This window comes from Thalassolituus oleivorans MIL-1 (genome assembly GCF_000355675.1).
Classification (GTDB): Bacteria; Pseudomonadota; Gammaproteobacteria; order Pseudomonadales; family Oceanobacteraceae; genus Thalassolituus; species Thalassolituus oleivorans.
Genome location: NC_020888.1, coordinates 3746115 through 3763224, shown reverse-complemented (window position 1 = coordinate 3763224; position 17110 = coordinate 3746115). Strand labels below are relative to the sequence as shown.

Annotated in this window: 14 protein-coding genes; 12 read left to right on the top strand and 2 right to left on the bottom strand. The window is 46.1% G+C overall.

Going from position 1 to position 17110, the window contains the following annotated elements; translation table 11 throughout:
* Positions 1 to 39 precede the first annotated feature (39 nt).
* The 3 genes from TOL_RS17300 (at position 40) to TOL_RS17290 (ending at position 3810) form a co-directional block, all read left to right on the top strand.
* Positions 40 to 1353, top strand: a complete 1314-nt coding sequence (locus TOL_RS17300) for a CYTH domain-containing protein (RefSeq protein WP_015488667.1) — start codon at positions 40 to 42, stop codon at positions 1351 to 1353.
* Positions 1354 to 1365: 12 nt separating this feature from the next.
* Positions 1366 to 3156: a type IV pilus assembly ATPase TfpB gene (gene tfpB, locus TOL_RS17295; protein ID WP_015488666.1), complete on the top strand. Its 1791-nt coding sequence runs from the start codon at positions 1366 to 1368 to the stop codon at positions 3154 to 3156.
* Between the two features lie 162 nt (positions 3157 to 3318).
* Positions 3319 to 3810 (top strand): 3'-5' exonuclease, encoded by a 492-nt coding sequence (locus TOL_RS17290; protein ID WP_015488665.1) that lies wholly within the window; start codon positions 3319 to 3321, stop codon positions 3808 to 3810.
* A gap of 75 nt (positions 3811 to 3885) precedes the next feature.
* On the opposite strand, the gene TOL_RS19070 is transcribed toward TOL_RS17290, so the two are convergent.
* Entirely contained in the window at positions 3886 to 4029 is a 144-nt protein-coding gene (locus tag TOL_RS19070; protein ID WP_158505931.1) for a hypothetical protein, read from the bottom strand.
* Positions 4030 to 4199: 170 nt separating this feature from the next.
* Here TOL_RS19070 and TOL_RS17285 point away from each other — a divergent pair, with 170 nt between their 5' ends.
* From TOL_RS17285 to urtE, 8 genes are all read left to right on the top strand, one after another.
* Complete coding sequence (locus TOL_RS17285; RefSeq protein ID WP_015488664.1) at positions 4200 to 6959, top strand: peroxidase family protein; 2760 nt, start codon at positions 4200 to 4202, stop codon at positions 6957 to 6959.
* A 302-nt stretch (positions 6960 to 7261) separates the two neighbouring features.
* Positions 7262 to 9094 carry an allophanate hydrolase gene (gene atzF / locus TOL_RS17280; protein ID WP_015488663.1) on the top strand — a complete coding sequence of 611 codons (1833 nt, stop codon included), beginning with the start codon at positions 7262 to 7264 and terminating at the stop codon, positions 9092 to 9094.
* A 58-nt stretch (positions 9095 to 9152) separates the two neighbouring features.
* Positions 9153 to 9845 (top strand): GntR family transcriptional regulator, encoded by a 693-nt coding sequence (locus TOL_RS17275; RefSeq protein WP_015488662.1) that lies wholly within the window; start codon positions 9153 to 9155, stop codon positions 9843 to 9845.
* 226 nt (positions 9846 to 10071) lie between these two features.
* Positions 10072 to 11382 (top strand): urea ABC transporter substrate-binding protein, encoded by a 1311-nt coding sequence (gene urtA, locus TOL_RS17270; protein ID WP_015488661.1) that lies wholly within the window; start codon positions 10072 to 10074, stop codon positions 11380 to 11382.
* Positions 11383 to 11475: 93 nt separating this feature from the next.
* A complete protein-coding gene (gene urtB, locus TOL_RS17265; RefSeq protein ID WP_015488660.1) occupies positions 11476 to 13113 on the top strand; it encodes an urea ABC transporter permease subunit UrtB in 1638 nt (545 codons plus the stop codon).
* An 18-nt stretch (positions 13114 to 13131) separates the two neighbouring features.
* A complete protein-coding gene (gene urtC, locus TOL_RS17260; protein ID WP_015488659.1) occupies positions 13132 to 14295 on the top strand; it encodes an urea ABC transporter permease subunit UrtC in 1164 nt (387 codons plus the stop codon).
* Positions 14292 to 15059: an urea ABC transporter ATP-binding protein UrtD gene (urtD, locus tag TOL_RS17255; RefSeq protein ID WP_015488658.1), complete on the top strand. Its 768-nt coding sequence runs from the start codon at positions 14292 to 14294 to the stop codon at positions 15057 to 15059. The genes urtC and urtD overlap by 4 nt, the downstream gene beginning before the upstream one ends.
* Before the next feature lie 27 nt (positions 15060 to 15086).
* On the top strand, positions 15087 to 15785 hold the full coding sequence (gene urtE / locus TOL_RS17250; protein ID WP_015488657.1) for an urea ABC transporter ATP-binding subunit UrtE: 699 nt from the start codon (positions 15087 to 15089) through the stop codon (positions 15783 to 15785).
* Here urtE and TOL_RS17245 read toward each other — a convergent pair.
* Complete coding sequence (locus tag TOL_RS17245; protein WP_015488656.1) at positions 15782 to 16027, bottom strand: accessory factor UbiK family protein; 246 nt, start codon at positions 16025 to 16027, stop codon at positions 15782 to 15784. The two genes, urtE and TOL_RS17245, sit on opposite strands and share 4 nt — an antisense overlap.
* 308 nt (positions 16028 to 16335) lie before the next feature.
* Here TOL_RS17245 and TOL_RS17240 point away from each other — a divergent pair, with 308 nt between their 5' ends.
* Positions 16336 to 17064 (top strand): TorF family putative porin, encoded by a 729-nt coding sequence (locus TOL_RS17240; RefSeq protein WP_015488655.1) that lies wholly within the window; start codon positions 16336 to 16338, stop codon positions 17062 to 17064.
* The last annotated feature ends 46 nt before the right edge of the window (positions 17065 to 17110 follow it).

The following is a 17110-nucleotide window of genomic DNA, read 5'->3' as shown; positions in this document are numbered from 1 at the left end:
CTACTTGCGTTATAAGGACCGGCTCACGACAATAGCGCCATGACTAAAGAAATCGAACTCAAAGTACGCCTCAGTGAGGCAAACCTTCCGGCATTAACCGACTTTTTGAACCAAGTTGCGATGCCGGCCGATCATTCTACGCTGAAAAATGACTATTACGATACGCCTGCCTGCGCGCTTTCTAAGGCGAAAGCCGCGTTGCGTATTCGTCATACCGAAGGCGGAGCTGAGCAGACGTTAAAGACTCGTGGGCAACCACAGGCCGGACTGCAAATTCGTGGTGAATGGAACTGGCCGTTAAGTTCACCGGCGCTGGATGTAAGCTTATTTGAGCAAGCGGAAGTTCAGGATGCGTGGCCAGCAGGGGTTGATGCTAAGACGTTAGCCGTCGTTTTCGGTACGCACTTCGAACGCCAAGCTTGGCTTTGGACGGATGCGAGTAGCGATACGACTATCGAAGTGGTGATTGATCAAGGCCTTATTGTGGCGGGCGAATTAGAGCAGTCATTATTAGAAGTTGAGTTGGAATTAAAGCAAGGTAATGCCAATTTACTCTGGACCCTTGTGGCACAGATGCAAAGCGTCGCGCCCTTATGGATCAGCGATATTAGTAAAGCTGAACGTGGCTATCGCTTGGCCGACTTAGCGCCGCAGTGGCAGGCCAAATTGCCAGTGTATTGTGATCAACGCATGGCCGAGGCTTTACCGCAGTGGTTAAACGCTGAGATGAATGCGTTGCAACGCACGTTAGAGCAGGCGATTTGGGCAGAAGAACGAGAAGCTGCGGTTGCCGCGATTCAGCATGTCCAAGGTTTACGCCAAGTATTGTCTTGGAGCGGTCGTACACTGAAACGCAGTGCTACGAAAGAATTGCGCACAGCACTCGAAACCCTGCGACTCGCTATTTGGGAATTGGCCAAAAACGCAGCTCAACTCGAAGACTCTAGCTGGTCGGCGGAATGCGCAAAGTGGCAGCAAAACTCAACACTGGCGAGCGCTTTATTAAATGCTTCGCGTGCCTTGTATGAGTTACCTTGGCCAGAAGTTGAAGAAGCTTCCAGTCATGTCGGCCGTGCTCTGTTGCGCCATTGGCTACCTGACGATTTAGCGCGCCGCTTTGAACAAGCCAGCGCCATTAATAACTGGCCCGATCTGCATGAGGCCATTGTGCAAATGTTGGTCATAACCCGCTATGCCCAAGCGGCGGATCGGAAAAGTGGTTGGATAAAGACCGCGGTTGCCACTCGCTTGGTATTAACAGGTATGCTTGAATGCTATTTGTTCGATGAAGAGCCGAATGCTGACGACCTAAATTTAATGGCCAGCGAATTCCGTCATTTGATAACCGCGTAGAGAACCAAACTTATGCAAGCCAAGGCAGATCACCCCATCGCATTGCTCACCCTGTTGGAAGACATGCGTCGAGATGGTCTGCTGAATGATGAGGATCATCAGATGTCGTTGTCGATTCGTCGCCAGCACGATGAAACTCACCTGCATCCTATTACCTTAGTGGCGCGCCAGGGCTATGCCGATGCGCGCGTACAAGGATCGAGTAAAGCACGCGTCCTTAACGAATATGCCATCGTCGAGTGGCTGGCTGAACGCTTTAATATGGAGTCGTATCAAATTGATCCGCTCGAAATTAATGTCAGCTCCGTGACCGACGTTATGTCTTATGCTTTTTCTGATCGCCATCAAATTTTGGCGATTAAGGTCAGTACCGATGAAGTTGTCGTCGCTACTGCAGAGCCGCAAGTTCGTAGCTGGGTTGTCGATTTAGAACATGTCACCCGTCGTCAGGTGAAATGCGTGCTGACATCGCCTGCGGATATTCGCCGTTATCGTGTTGAATTTTATCAATTGTCGAATTCCGTGACGCGAGCACGTAAGCACCACGCTGGCATGAGCGCAGTGCAGAATCTCGAATCTATGTTGGAGCTCGGCCAAGCTAAAGCGCCGGATGCTAACGACGAGCACATCGTTAATATTGTGGATTGGCTGCTGCAATACGCGTTTGATCAGCGTGCCAGCGATATTCATTTAGAGCCACGGCGCGAAGTCGGTCATGTGCGTTTCCGCATTGATGGTGTGCTGCATAATGTTTATGAATTACCGGCAGAAGTGGCTTTGGCTGTGGTGGCGCGGATTAAATCCTTAGGGCGCATGAACATTGCCGAAAAACGTAAACCCCAAGACAGCCGTCTGAAAACCAAAACCCCAGACGGCCAGGAAGTTGAATTACGCTTATCCACATTGCCGACTGCGTTTGGCGAAAAGTTGGTGATGCGTGTGTTCGACCCGCAAGTGCTCATGCGCAGCTTCTCGGAAATGGGCTTTGGCAAAGAAGATCGTCGTCGCTGGAATCAGATGACCACCAACAATCACGGTATTGTGTTTGTGACTGGGCCAACCGGCTCGGGTAAAACCACGACGCTATACTCGACCCTACGTCAGTTGGCGACGCCAGAAGTAAACGTTTCGACCATTGAAGATCCGATTGAAATGGTGGAGCCGCTGTTCAACCAGATGCAGGTGCATCCGGGTATTGATCTCACGTTTGCCAGCGGTGTACGTGCGTTATTACGCCAAGACCCTGACATTATCATGGTCGGTGAGGTACGAGACTTAGAGACCGCCGAGATAGCGGTGCAGGCGGCATTAACCGGGCACTTAGTGCTTTCTACTTTGCACACCAACGATGCGCCTTCGGCGTTTACTCGACTACAAGAATTGGGATTACCCGCCTATTTGATTCGCACCAGTGTGCTGGGTGTGATGGCGCAGCGACTGGTACGTACTTTGTGTCCGCACTGCAAAGTAAAAGAACCGGTCGATGAGAAAATTTGGAAGCAACTTACTGCCCCTTGGTTGGTCAAAACCCCGCCTCATGTTTATGGTGCTAAAGGCTGTTTAGAATGTCGCGGTACTGGCTACTTAGGGCGTATGGGGATCTATGAAGTCATGCCGATGACTGAGTCGTTAGAGCCTCTCATTCATGAGCAAACGGATCACCAAAAGTTACGCCAAGCGGCAATGAAAGAGGGTATGCATAGTTTGCGTTTAAGTGGTGCGCATAAAGTAGCCGCCGGTTTAACGACAATGGCCGAAGTTATGCGTGTTGCCCCCGCAGCAAAATTAACGAGTCATAATTGAATCATAAAATTGCAGCGTAAAATTGAACATTACCCCTTAACCGTTCAGAATGCGTCCCAATTGAATTACTGATGCGGATTTAAAGAGTGTGCGCTGATTCATAGAGCCCCACGCAAACTCTGTCTACACTGTACAAAATGTCCAAACATAAGTAGGAATCGAGTGACCATCCAAATACCACCTATCATTGATGTCGAAGCATCAGGCTTTGGCCGCGGCAGTTACCCGATTGAGGTGGGATTCGCGCTGGAAGATCGTGAGGTGCAGAGCTATCTGATTAAACCTGCGCTTGGTTGGGATCACTGGGATCCAAAAGCTGAACTCATCCACGGTATTTCCCGTGAGCATCTGCAGGAAGAAGGCAGTACTCCTAGGGAAGTCGCCCTTCTTCTTAATGAAAAGTTACGCGGCCAAACGCTGTATTCCGATGCTTGGAGCTTTGATAGCTCTTGGATAGGTCGCTTGTTTGACGAAGCGGAGTTGGTCCAGCGCTTCCGTATCGAGACGATCAACAAGCTGCTGGAGCCTGCCGAAATGGAACGCTGGCACGATACCAAAAAATCTCTCTGGAGCGACTTTGGGCTTGAGCGCCATCGCGCTGCGAACGATGTTCGCGTGTTACAAGAAACTTTTCAACGCGTCACAAAAGCGTAAATTTCCAGCCATAGTTTCTACATCTAAAGTACTACTTTGTCTGTTTTATGACCATTTCGAACGTGTGTGCCGTCCTTAGCTTTGGCGCAATAAGTTCAGTTTCTCTAACAATTGTTCCTTACTGTTTGATTTATAAGCATTTTTCATGGCCTGTTTTGCGTTAGGTAAAATGCGCCCATGAAAAAGTACTGTCCTCCGTTTTTTGTAAATATCTGTCATTTTTGCATCTCTTTATAACCTGAGACTCATTTGGCCACACGTTCGATCTTGTATCGATGATTCACTTTACTTCACTTCGTATGCCTGAACTTTCGACTTTAGTCGGACATGCGACGCGTGAAGCAAAACAAGATGGCTTGTCATCTATAACAATAAAATAGGACTTAAATATGAGTAGTATCTGGGTAACCTGGCCAGCATTGGTGAAATACGGGACGCTCGGTATCACCGCGGGGTTGTTAACCTTAGCTGCGGAACGCCAAGAGCTTTTTGAGAATAATCTATTCGATTTTGAAAAATGGGAGCAGTACAACGCCGAAGTGAGCTGTGATGAACGCAGCATGGGCGCTCGTACTGAAGATGGTACTTGTAACAATCTTGAAAATCCTTCTGAAGGTTCTGTGCATCGCCGCTTTGGTCGTAACGTAGAGCTTGAAGCGGTATACGCCGAACAAGAATCTGGTATGTTGCTAACGCCAAACCCGCGTGAAGTTAGTAACACTTTAATGGCGCGTGGCGATGACTTTAAGCCCGCTACATCCGTTAACTTTATTGCTGGTGCATGGATTCAATTCATGACCCACGACTGGTTCAGCCACGGTGAAAATACTGCGGATGATCCAATCTTGGTAGAGCTACCAGAAAACGATGCGATGGGGCCTGGCGTAATGTCAGTACGTCGTACTCAAGCCGATACTTCTCGCACAGCCGACGAAGAAGGCCTACCGTTAGCTTATCGTAACGTGAATACCCACTGGTGGGATGGTTCGCAAATTTACGGTAGCGATTTGGCAACATCGAATAGCATTCGTGAATTCGAAGGCGGTCGTTTAACGGTTAACTCCGATGGTTCTTTACCAACAGAATTCTTCTCTGGCATCCCGGTCACTGGTTTCAATGACAACTGGTGGGTTGGCCTAAGCATGTTGCACCAGTTGTTTGTGCAAGAGCATAACTCTATTGCGCAAATGCTAGCGTCTAACAATCCTGATAAAGATGATCAGTGGTTGTACGATAAAGCACGTTTAGTTAACTCGGCATTGATGGCTAAAATACATACTGTTGAATGGACTCCAGCAATCATCGCCAACCCAGTAACTGAACGCGCTATGTACGCTAACTGGTGGGGCCTTGTGGGCAACACGGCTGAGCGTGATAAGTATGCTGGCGAGTTTGAGAAACTAGCAGAAGACTTGGCGAAAACGGATTCTTGGGTTCGTACTATTTTAGGTGTTGATTCAAATCTAGAACAATCACTTAATGATGGTACCGCTTTGGAGTGGGCTGTTACTGGTTTGGCCGGTGCTCGTAATTCGGATAATGCTGGTGTGCCGTTCACTCTGACCGAAGAGTTTGTGGCGGTTTACCGTATGCACCCTCTAATGCGCGACAATATCGATGTGTATGACATTGGCTCAAACATTGTTCGTGAGTCGATTCCTGTCGTAGACACGCGTGATGGCGATGCGGAAACAATTCTTGATGAGCAAGGTATCGATCGTCTTTGGTACTCGTTCGGTATTACAAACCCAGGTTCACTAACACTGAATAACTTCCCTGAATTCCTGCGTAATTTGGATTTGCCGGTTGTTGGTAAAATGGACATTGCGACCATTGATATTCTGCGTGACCGTGAGCGTGGTGTGCCGCGTTATAACGAGTTCCGTCGTCAAATTAATTTGAAGCCAATCACTAAGTTTGAAGACTTAACTGATGATGCAGAAACGGTTGCGAACCTCCGTCGCGTATATAACGATGATGTTGAACAGATTGATGTGTTAGTGGGGATGTTAGGTGAGACTGTTCGTCCTGAAGGCTTTGCTTTCGGTGAGACAGCATTTCAAATCTTCATCATGAATGCGTCACGTCGCATCATTACTGACCGTTTCCTAACGTCGGATTACACTCCAGAAATGTATACCCAAGAAGGTTACGATTGGGTTGAAAACACGACTATGGTTGACGTATTGAATCGTCATAACCCAGAGTTGGCTGTGTCTTTGACGGGTGTTGAAAACGCGTTCAAACCTTGGGGCCTAAATCTTCCTGAGAACTATGAATCGTGGGATGCATGTACTAAGCAAGATCTTCTTTGGACTAACGGTGCCGTGCGCACTCAATACGATGAAGGCGAACTGCCAGCGATTCCACCAATCGATATTGGCGGCTTAATCGATGGCGTGCTTTGGGACAAAGTAAACTATGTTGGTGACGTAGCGCCTGTTGGTCATACCAAGCCAATTCACCCACACGGTGTTATGGCTAAGGTCGCGTTCAATGCAACGTCTAACCACCCTTATACCGGTGTGTTTAAAGGTAACGAATGTGGACTGTTACGTTTATCTGTAACCGGTGATCCAGCGGATCGTGGTTTTGCTCCAGGATTTGCGTGGAAGACGTTTATCGATGGTAAGCCATCAGAAAACGTATCTGCGTTGTATACCTTGTCTGGTCAAGAAGATAACTACAACTTCTTCGCTAATGAGCTATCTCAGTATGTACGTGTTGAGTCGAACATTACTCTAGCCACAACCACCTTGTTCTCATTAGTATCGTCTAAGCCTACGTTAGTAATGGTTGATGCAATGGCCGGCGTTAACTCTGACGGTTCTGCGGTTGCAGCACCTAAGTCTCCAACTCAAGTGTACTTCGTACCAAGTGCCGAAGTGGCTGGCTTATTCTCTAGCGATGAGCATGATTTCCGTGCTGATCTTATGAGCTTGCCAGAAGGTACTAAGTTGTATGATGTCTATGCTACTGATAAAGAGATTAAAACGTCTATTTGGAGCAGAACATCACAACGTTATGCTGACGAACGTCGCGCCAGTGCTGTGAAAGTAGGTGAGTTAGTAATGGATTCTAACTTTACTGCTTCTCAGTTTGGTGACTCTGGAGTGTTCTTCAAGCACCAGCGTTACGAAGATAAGTAAGAAGTACGTCGATAGCAGTTTGCTATTGACGTGAAGGAAGCCGGGACTTGTTCCCGGCTTTTTTTTGTCTGAAAACTGATCGAGGTTATCTAGATGTGGATGTCCTGTCTATTTCAGTGCAATGCTTTGCTTTAAGCATCATAACGGGGCGCTAGCACGAACTCAGCGGCTGTAATGCCCGAATATTTCATATAAAAAATCATATAAATCAATAAGTTGTCCGTCTTTTCTGTGTTTTCGCTAAGTTGGCACAAGTGTCGCTTACGCCTTGTATACAAGATTGAATTCAGGCGGAATGTGGGATGTCAGCAACAAAGAGTGTCGAGCAAAAAACAGCAGGATTAGGTTGGAATATCAAGCAGTGGGCCGCGGCCTACCGACAAGGATCTGAGCCTGTCGAGCTATTGCCTCTTTTACGAGAACAGATTGCCGCATTGGAAGCCGATGCCGGTAGTTCTGTATGGATCCAGCTCGGTACTGAACAACAACTGCTAGCGCAAATTGAGAACCTGCAAGCGAAACGAGCAAATGGTGACTCGTTACCCCTGTACGGCGTCCCGTTTGCTGTTAAAGATAATATTGATGTTGCTGGATTTTCAACCACTGCAGCCTGTCCTGAATTTGCGTATCAACCAACCGAAGATGCAACCGCCGTTCATTTGTTGAAACAAGCGGGTGCGATTGTGATCGGTAAAACTAATCTCGATCAATTCGCGACGGGTTTGGTTGGCACTCGTTCACCGTATGGTGCAGTTAAAAACAGTTTTAATTCAGATTACATCAGTGGTGGTTCCAGCTCTGGGTCTGCTGTTGCTGTGGCCAAGGGTTATGTTGCTTTTGCGTTAGGCACTGATACGGCAGGGTCCGGTCGTGTCCCTGCTGGCTTTAATCATATTGTTGGTTTAAAGGCGAGCGTCGGTGCTATTAGTACCACTGGCGTTGTACCTGCGTGTCGCAGTTTGGATTGCGTTTCTATTTTTGCGCTCAATAGCTTAGATGCTGAGCGCGTGTTTGAAGTAGCAGGACGCTTTGATCGTACCGATGCCTATTCTCGCTCGCGCACTATGATTCGCAATACTCGCATTCAGCGTTTGGCTATTCCTACTGAGGCACCTTGGTTTGGTGATGACACACAAGCCGCTGCCTATGAGCAGGCATGTGAACATGCCGAGGCGTTGGGCTACGAATTAGTAAAAACAGATTTTTCGCCGTTATTTGAGTTAGCTAATTTACTTTATCAGGGGCCTTGGGTTGCTGAGCGTTACGCTGCGGTCGGCGAATTTCTAGCGCAAGACTTACCGGGCATTAACCCTGTGGTCAAAAGTATTGTTGCAGGCGGTATTAACGGCACAGCGGTCGATGCTTTTAAAGCTGAATATCGTCGTAAAGATCTAGTACGAAAAATAGATGCATTATTTACCGATATTGATGCCTTGTTTGTACCTACGACTCCCCGCTTTCCGACGATGACGGAGGTTAATGCTGAGCCAGTTTTGGTGAATAGCCAACTCGGCACTTACACGAATTTTGTTAATTTAGCTGATCTTTGTGCCATTGCCTTACCCGCGAAATTACGCAGCGATGGTTTGCCATTTGGTATTACCTTAATTGCACCTGCGTGGCATGAAATAGCATTAGGACAATTTGCTGCGCATTGGCAGGCGTTTATGACATTACCAGAAGCTCCCGTTTTGCTTGGTAATAAATCTGACGAATCGATTGTTGTCGCGGTTGTTGGGGCGCATTTAACTGGGATGCCATTAAATCATCAATTAACCAGCCGCTATGCAACCTTGTTAGAGCAAACACTCACAGCCAATAAATACCAGTTATATGCTTTGGCCAATACCGTTCCGCCTAAACCTGGTTTAGTTCGGGTGAGTGATAGCGCCTTGGCGCAAGATTCAACGCTTGGAAATCAATTAATTGTTGAATTATGGCGTATCGACTTGGCTGGGTTCGGTAGTTTTGTAGCAGAAATTCCTCAGCCTCTAGGAATAGGTACTTTGGAGTTGGCTGATGGTCGTTTAGTAAAAGGCTTTATCTGTGAACCGGAGGCGGTCGCAAGTGCCACCCATATCAGTGAGTTTGGCGGCTGGCGTGCTTATATAAAGCACCTTAATTCAACCAAATAATATTTTAGAATTGTTTTAACACTGGATTTTTTATACCTACTGCCAGCGTGGATGAGCAATGAACGTAGCCGAAAAGATATATCAACAGCTTCGCCAAGAGTTATTTGATTTTCAGCTACTGCCAGGAGATCGGTTTAGCGAAACCGAGGTGGCTAAACGCATGAATGCAAGCCGTACTCCGGTACGAGAAGCTCTGTATCGGTTGGAGCGAGACGGTTATGTGCAAGTTCAGTTTCGTAATGGCTGGCAGGTTAGACCATTTGATTTTCAGTATTTTGAAGAGTTGTACGATGTCCGAATTTTGCTCGAAGTTGAGTCAATACGGCGATTAATTGCTAGCACGGATGTTGAGGAAAAGTTAGCACCACTATTGTACCTCTGGTGTTGCGATGAAGGTGACAGAGTCAGGGACAGTGCGCAGGTTGCAGAAATGGATGAAAACTTTCATTTCTCACTAGTTGATCTGAATGGCAATCAGCAAATGAGTGCTATTCATCGCCAAATTTGTGAGCGCTTACGTATTATTCGTCGTTTAGATTTTACTCGTGTAAGCCGTATTGATGTGACGTATGAAGAGCACGGAAATATTTTAGGTTTAATACTTTTAGGAAATGAAGAGCGAGCGGTCGCCGCCCTGAAAGAGCACATTGAAATCAGTAAAAATACGGTCAGGGAGATCACGTTGCACAGAATTCAAACAGCAAAAAGCGAGTACAGCATAAATATAAAAATGAATCACTCTGGTGCGTAGTGCTCCAAATAAGAACACGTAGGATTTTGCTCGGTCTATATTGGTGCAGGTATATTTTAATCGTTCTTTTTATTAAGGATAAGGGCCTTCTATTGCTGTAATTCAGGGATATTTATCTATTTTAAAGTTGGTATGAGGTTTGCTGTAGTGAATGCGGAATTTAAATATAAAGCGCCAATGATGGTGCGAATAAATAAAGTTTAATCACTGTTGAAGGAAAGAAACGATGACAAAACTGGGCATGAAATATCTAGCAAAAACCACGGCCGCTTTTGGTATCGCTGCACTTGCGGCGGGCGTTAACTTAGCCAATGCTGGTGACACAATTAAAGTTGGCGTATTGCACTCACTGTCAGGCACGATGGCTATTTCAGAAACAACGCTGAAAGACACTGTGTTAATGATGATTGACGAGCAAAATAAGAAAGGCGGTTTGCTTGGCAAGAAACTAGAAGCCGTTGTGGTTGACCCTGCTTCTAACTGGCCATTATTCGCAGAAAAAACGCGCGAATTGATTTCTAAAGACGACGTTGATGTTATTTTCGGCTGCTGGACATCGGTATCTCGTAAATCCGTACTGCCGGTTATTGAAGAGTTGAACGGTTTATTGTTCTACCCTGTGCAGTACGAAGGTGAAGAGTCTTCTTACAACGTGTTTTATACCGGTGCAGCGCCAAACCAACAGGCAATTCCTGCGGTCGATTACTTGATGAATGATGTTGGTGTTAAGCGTTGGGTTCTGGCGGGTACAGATTACGTATATCCACGCACTACCAACAAAATTCTTGAAAGCTACCTGAAGTCAAAAGGCGTAGCTGAAGCCGATATCATGGTGAATTACACACCATTCGGTCATAGCGATTGGCAGACCATCGTTTCTGACATTAAGAAATTCGGTAGTGCCGGTAAGAAGACTGCAGTTGTATCGACTGTAAACGGCGATGCTAACGTACCTTTCTACAAAGAGTTAGCAAACCAAGGCGTTAGCGCAGAAGACATCCCAGTAGTTGCATTCTCTGTTGGTGAAGAAGAGCTTTCTGGTTTTGACACTAAGCCATTGGTTGGCCACTTGGCGGCATGGAACTACTTCATGAGCGCTGACAGTAAAGAAAATGATGCCTTTATTAAGCAATGGCACACCTTTACTAAAGACGATAAGCGCGTGACTAACGATCCAATGGAAGCGACTTACATTGGTTTCAATATGTGGACTAAAGCAGTTGAAAAAGCGGGTACCACCGATGTCTCTAAAGTAGAAGCTGCCATGATAGGTATCGAAGTACCGAACCTAACTGGCGGTACTGCGGTTATGAATAAAAACCATCACTTGTCGAAGCCGGTATTAATCGGTGAAATTCAAGAAGATGGTCAGTTTGAAATCGTATGGGCAACGGATGCTGAAGTAAAAGGTGATGCATGGACGGACTTCCTACCTGAAAGCAAAAACCTGATCTCAGATTGGACTGCTCCAATCAATTGCGGCAACTACAACACAGTGACTAAGACGTGTGGTGGTTCGTCGGTAGCGGGTGAGTAATTACTCGCTATTTATTCGTCGTTAATTCTAGCGGCGGATGGAAGTAGGGCCTAGCGATAGGCCCTACTCGATTTCAGATACAGGAAAAATATCATGCGCAATTTCATCGGGCAGGCCATGTTGCTACTGTCTTTGATGTGCTGTGGCTCTTTGGCAATGGCTGAAGATTCAGGTGCATCTTCACCTATTGTTACGGTGGCCTCTTTAGAATCTTTAGGCCAACAATTAATTACTGCAAATTATTCAGAAAAAAAGGCGTTGGCTAGCACGATTGCTGCAGTTGATGACCCAAAAACTTTACCCCTATTACAAACCTTGTTAGATGGTCAGTTGTACTATCTTAAAGAAACCAATGAATTGTTAATCTCTCATGATGACGATTCGTTTGAAGACTTATTTACTAGCAGTTTGGTGGTGCTCGATAGCCCACGCGATGCTAAAAAAATCGGCGTCAATAATAGTTTGCGCGGCGTATTACGCACTGAAATTTCACGTTTACAAATATCCGCGCGCGACCCTCAATTACGCATGGCTGCTGCACGAAACTTATTAAAATCGGCTAGCGATCTAGATAGCACACTACTAAAAGAGGCTATTAAAAAGGAAGAAAAACGCGATATTGCTGAAGTTCTAGCGATAGTCTTAGGTATGCAACAGTTGGATAGCTCTGACGCTGATATACGTATGCAAGGCCTAGAGGCTCTGGATAAGGCCCTTTACCCTGAAGTTCGTGCTGCGCTGACACAGTTTATTGTTCGCTCTGAATCCGCAGGCCACGCTAATGAAGTAGCCAAAGCAAATGCCGTTGTTACGGATATCGAAAAGTTAGTCACAATTAATGGCTATATCGAAAACCTCTATTTTGGTTTAGCGCTTGGCGCGGTATTGCTACTCGCTGCGATTGGCCTTGCCATTACCTTTGGTGTAATGGGCGTGATTAATATGGCGCATGGCGAAATGATTATGCTGGGTGCTTATACTACCTACGTGGTGCAGCTATTAATGCCGGATCATATTGGCTTATCGCTTGTTGTTGCTATCCCAGCGGCTTTTTTGGTGAGTGGTGCTGTTGGTGTTGCAATTGAACGTGGTGTTATTCGTCATCTATATGGTCGTCCATTGGAAACCTTGTTGGCGACATTTGGTTTGAGCTTAGTACTACAACAAGCCGTCCGCTCAATATTTAGTCCGCTCAATCGTGAAGTAGCTACCCCCGATTGGATGGCGGGCACCTTTATGATTAACCCTGCATTAGAGCTTACCTTTAATCGCCTCTACATCATTATTTTCAGCTTATTGGTGCTGGGTTTATTGGCCTTGGTACTAAAGCGCACTTTATTTGGTTTACAAATGCGTGCCGTGACGATGAATCGTCCTATGGCGAGTTCCATGGGTATTCGTACCGGTTGGGTCGATGCACTGACCTTTGGTTTAGGCTCCGGTATTGCAGGCATCGCCGGTGTGGCATTGAGTCAGCTAACTAACGTCGGGCCAAATCTCGGTCAAGCCTACATTATTGATTCGTTCATGGTGGTGGTATTTGGTGGCGTCGGTAATTTGTGGGGCACGCTTGTTGGCGCCATGTCGTTAGGTATTGCTAATAAATTAGTAGAACCTTTTGCCGGTGCAGTATTAGCTAAGATATTTATTCTTATTTTCATCATTTTGTTTATCCAAAAACGTCCGCGTGGACTGTTTGCTCTCAAAGGACGTGCAGCCGATAACGGCTGACGGATAAGGTAACGAATTATGACGAATCAAACCGTAAAATTGGGTCCGCTGGCGACCCTATTGATGAATGATAAAGCTGGGCGCTATTTATTAAGCGTATTGCTGGCAATGTCGATAGTGATTCCTTTGAGTAATTTACTTCTACCTGAAGGCTCTTTCTTTCATGTGTCGACTTATGCGATGACACTTCTCGGTAAGTATCTTTGCTATGCCTTATTGGCGGTAGCAGTCGATCTTATCTGGGGCTATTGCGGAATACTAAGCCTAGGACATGGCGCCTTTTTCGCACTGGGCGGTTATGCCATGGGCATGTATTTAATGCGTCAGATCGGTGATCGTGGTGTGTATTCAAATCCTGAATTACCAGATTTTATGGTGTTCTTAAACTGGACTGAATTGCCGTGGTATTGGCAGGGTTTTGACCAGTTTTGGTTTGCCATGTTAATGGTGCTGGTTGTACCAGGTGTGTTGGCGTTTGTATTCGGTGCGCTGGCGTTCCGTTCACGGGTGACCGGCGTATATCTTTCAATTATCACTCAGGCATTAACCTACGCGTTATTGCTCGCCTTTTTCCGCAACGACATGGGCTTTGGCGGTAATAACGGTCTTACCGATTTTAAAGACATTCTCGGTTATGACCTGCAACAAGATACAACTCGAGCTGCGCTATTTTTTGCCTCTGGCATAGCCTTGATTCTTGGCTATTTAATTAGCCGCTTTATCGTTACTTCTAAGCTGGGACGCGTGTTGGTGGCTATTCGCGACAGTGAATCGCGAGCGCGTTTTTTAGGGTATCGCGTTGAGCACTATAAGTTATTTGTATTTGTCGTGTCTGCCATGTTGGCGGGTATCGCAGGTGCTTTATATGTTCCGCAAGTCGGCATTATTAACCCAGGTGAATTTGCTCCAATTAACTCGATTGAGATGATTATTTGGGTTGCGGTCGGCGGACGGGGTACGCTTTTTGGTGCCGTTATTGGCGCCATTTTAGTTAACTATGCAAAAACCTATTTCACTGGTGCTTTTGCTGAACTTTGGTTGTTCCTGCTGGGTGGTCTGTTTGTATTGACAACCCTCTATCTGCCAAAAGGCGTAGTCGGCTTATGGGCCCAATTAAAAGATAAGCATGCGCAGAACAAGCAACAAGCCGCGATGAAAGAAGCCGAAGGAGATCAGGCATGAGTATTAGCAAGCAACACCATATCGATACCCCTAGCGTTCTCTATATGGACGGTGTAAGCGTAAGCTTCGATGGATTCAAAGCGCTGAATTCTCTTTCTATGTTTATTGCGCCGGGAGAAATGCGAGCCATTATTGGCCCTAATGGTGCTGGTAAAACTACCATGATGGACGTCATCACGGGTAAGACTCGTCCCGATAGCGGCACAATTGTTTTTAACAACCAGCATGATCTTACCCGCTATGACGAAGCCGATGTCGCCAATCTTGGAGTGGGACGAAAATTTCAAAAACCGAGCGTTATTGAAAGTTTAACGGTATTTGAAAACTTAGAAATGTCGTTAAAAGGTGGGCGCTCTATTTGGCAGGCATTGATGCATCGTTTGAGTGGTGCGCAAAAAGAAAAGCTAGATGAAATTCTCGAACTGGTGAATTTATCCGATCGCACTCATCATTTGGCGGGTGATTTATCTCATGGTCAAAAGCAATGGCTGGAAATTGGCATGCTATTGGGTCAAGAGCCGCAGTTGCTTTTAATTGATGAACCCGCTGCCGGGATGACCGATGAAGAAACCATGAAAACAGCGGAATTGTTTAAAACATTAGCGAAAAAGCATTCGCTCATGGTAGTAGAACACGACATGGATTTTATCGAAGCGCTGGATTGCAAAGTCACTGTGCTACACGAAGGGCACGTCCTCGCGGAAGGCAGTTTGGCCACGGTAAAAGCAAATCCACAAGTTATTGAGGTGTACTTAGGCCGTTAAGGCCTCAGGCACTCTAGCGAGGATATTATGTTAGAAGTATCAAACGTAAATGTGTCATATGGTGCTAGCCAAGCACTTTATGATGTCTCGATGAGCGCAGAAGTTGGTAAAGTGACCTGCGTTCTAGGACGAAATGGTGTTGGTAAAACAACGTTAATGAAGGCTCTTTCCGGGCACTTGACGCCATTTTCTGGGGATATTACTTGGCTGCAATCGTCGATAAAAAACATGGCACCTTATGATCGTGCTCGTCATGGGATTGCTTATGTTCCACAAGGACGCGATATTTTCCCGCAGCTAACGGTAGAAGAGAATCTCTATACGGCATTCTCGGCGTTACCTAAATCTCTGCGTTCTATAGATCCAGAAATCTATTCGCTATTTCCAGTTTTGCAGCAAATGCTGCATCGCCGTGGTGGTGATTTATCCGGCGGGCAGCAACAGCAGCTTGCGATTGCAAGAGCACTGTTACTTAGACCTAAATTATTGATTCTTGATGAGCCAACAGAGGGGATCCAGCCTTCGATTATTAAGGATATTCAGCGCGTGATTGAATTGTTACGAGATCGCGGTGAAATGGCGATTGTCTTGGTCGAGCAATATTTAGATTTTGCTACGGAATTGGCCGATGAATTTATTATTCTTGAGCGCGGTAGAGTCGTGGCTTCAGGCACGGGAGAGGAGCTCGCGCACTCAAAAGAAGCACGCGAGTTACTCGCAATTTAATCGCCGTTATTTCTTTCGGCTTCTAATGCGGTTACCCGAGTTTCCAGTTCTGTGAGCTGGACTTGGGTACGACGTAGCACATCTGTTTGGATATCAAACTCTTCACGGCTTACCAAATTTGCACTGGTTAGTAGGCTTTGCAACTGTGCTTGCAGGGCTAACTTAATATCGCCGGATAGGCCAGCCAGTGGCCCTTGTTGTAAGAGTTGTTCGATACGATTTTTGATGGATTCTGGGCTCATCCGTTCTTCCTATTTTTAATTCGCGTAAATGGTATCACGGCTACAATCTGCTAGCTTTCTTAGTTAATGCAATAAAGTGGTGCATGCTGGAGAGTGGTCGTGCTTTATCGTGGTGCCCTTCTATGAGGCTTGCGTCATTTTGGTGTCCTGAATCGTGACTAAATCCCGCGATTTTCTTTTAAGTTGCTGATTATAAAGGGATTTCTAAAGTTGGCACAGCGTCTGCTGTAGGACTATCACAGAAATAAAACAGTGCGCTAAGCACACACCATAAAATTGTTTGAACAACGAATGAAGGAAAAAGAACTATGAAAAAGTTAACTAAAGCTATCGCTCTTGCTGGTGTTATGACTGCTGGTATGACAGCTGCTACTTCTACCTTTGCTGAAGAAGTTGAAGTTTCAGCTTCTGCTACCGTTGCTAGCATGTACTTGTGGCGCGGCCAAAATCTAGGTAACGGCGCTGCAGCTGTTTCTGGTGATCTAACAGCTTCTATCGCTGGCGCATACGCTGGTGTTTGGACGTCAAGCGGTGATTCGGCTGCTGGAAACGAGTATGACTTGTACATCGGTTATGGCGGCGAAGTAGAAGATTTTTCTTATGACTTGTCTGTATGGACTTACTCTTACCCTGGCGACGACGCTGCTAATGGAAGGGGTAATACTTTTAACTTGACTGACGCGATCTTGTCTTTAGGTTACATGGGTGCGTCATTTTCCTACTACATGCCTTTAGCCGGTGATGAAGACTATAGCTACATTACTTTAGGGTACTCCGCTGGTGCTTTCGGCGCCACTTTAGGCATGGCTAGTGGAGTTGCTAACGTTGGCGAAACAACTGAGACGGTTTATAGCGACTCAGACTATATGCACTTAGATTTGTCTTATGCTTATAACGATAATTTGACGTTTACTGTGAGCAAAGTGATTTCTCAGAGCTTGAAAGCTGATGATGCAGCTACAAGTGAAGAAGACGAAAACTATGTTGATGAAGACGTGAAAGTTGTTGTGTCTTACAGCCTGCCTATCAGCATGTAAAAAGCATACAATGGTCCGTGCCCCCGCACGGGCCATTTCTGAAACT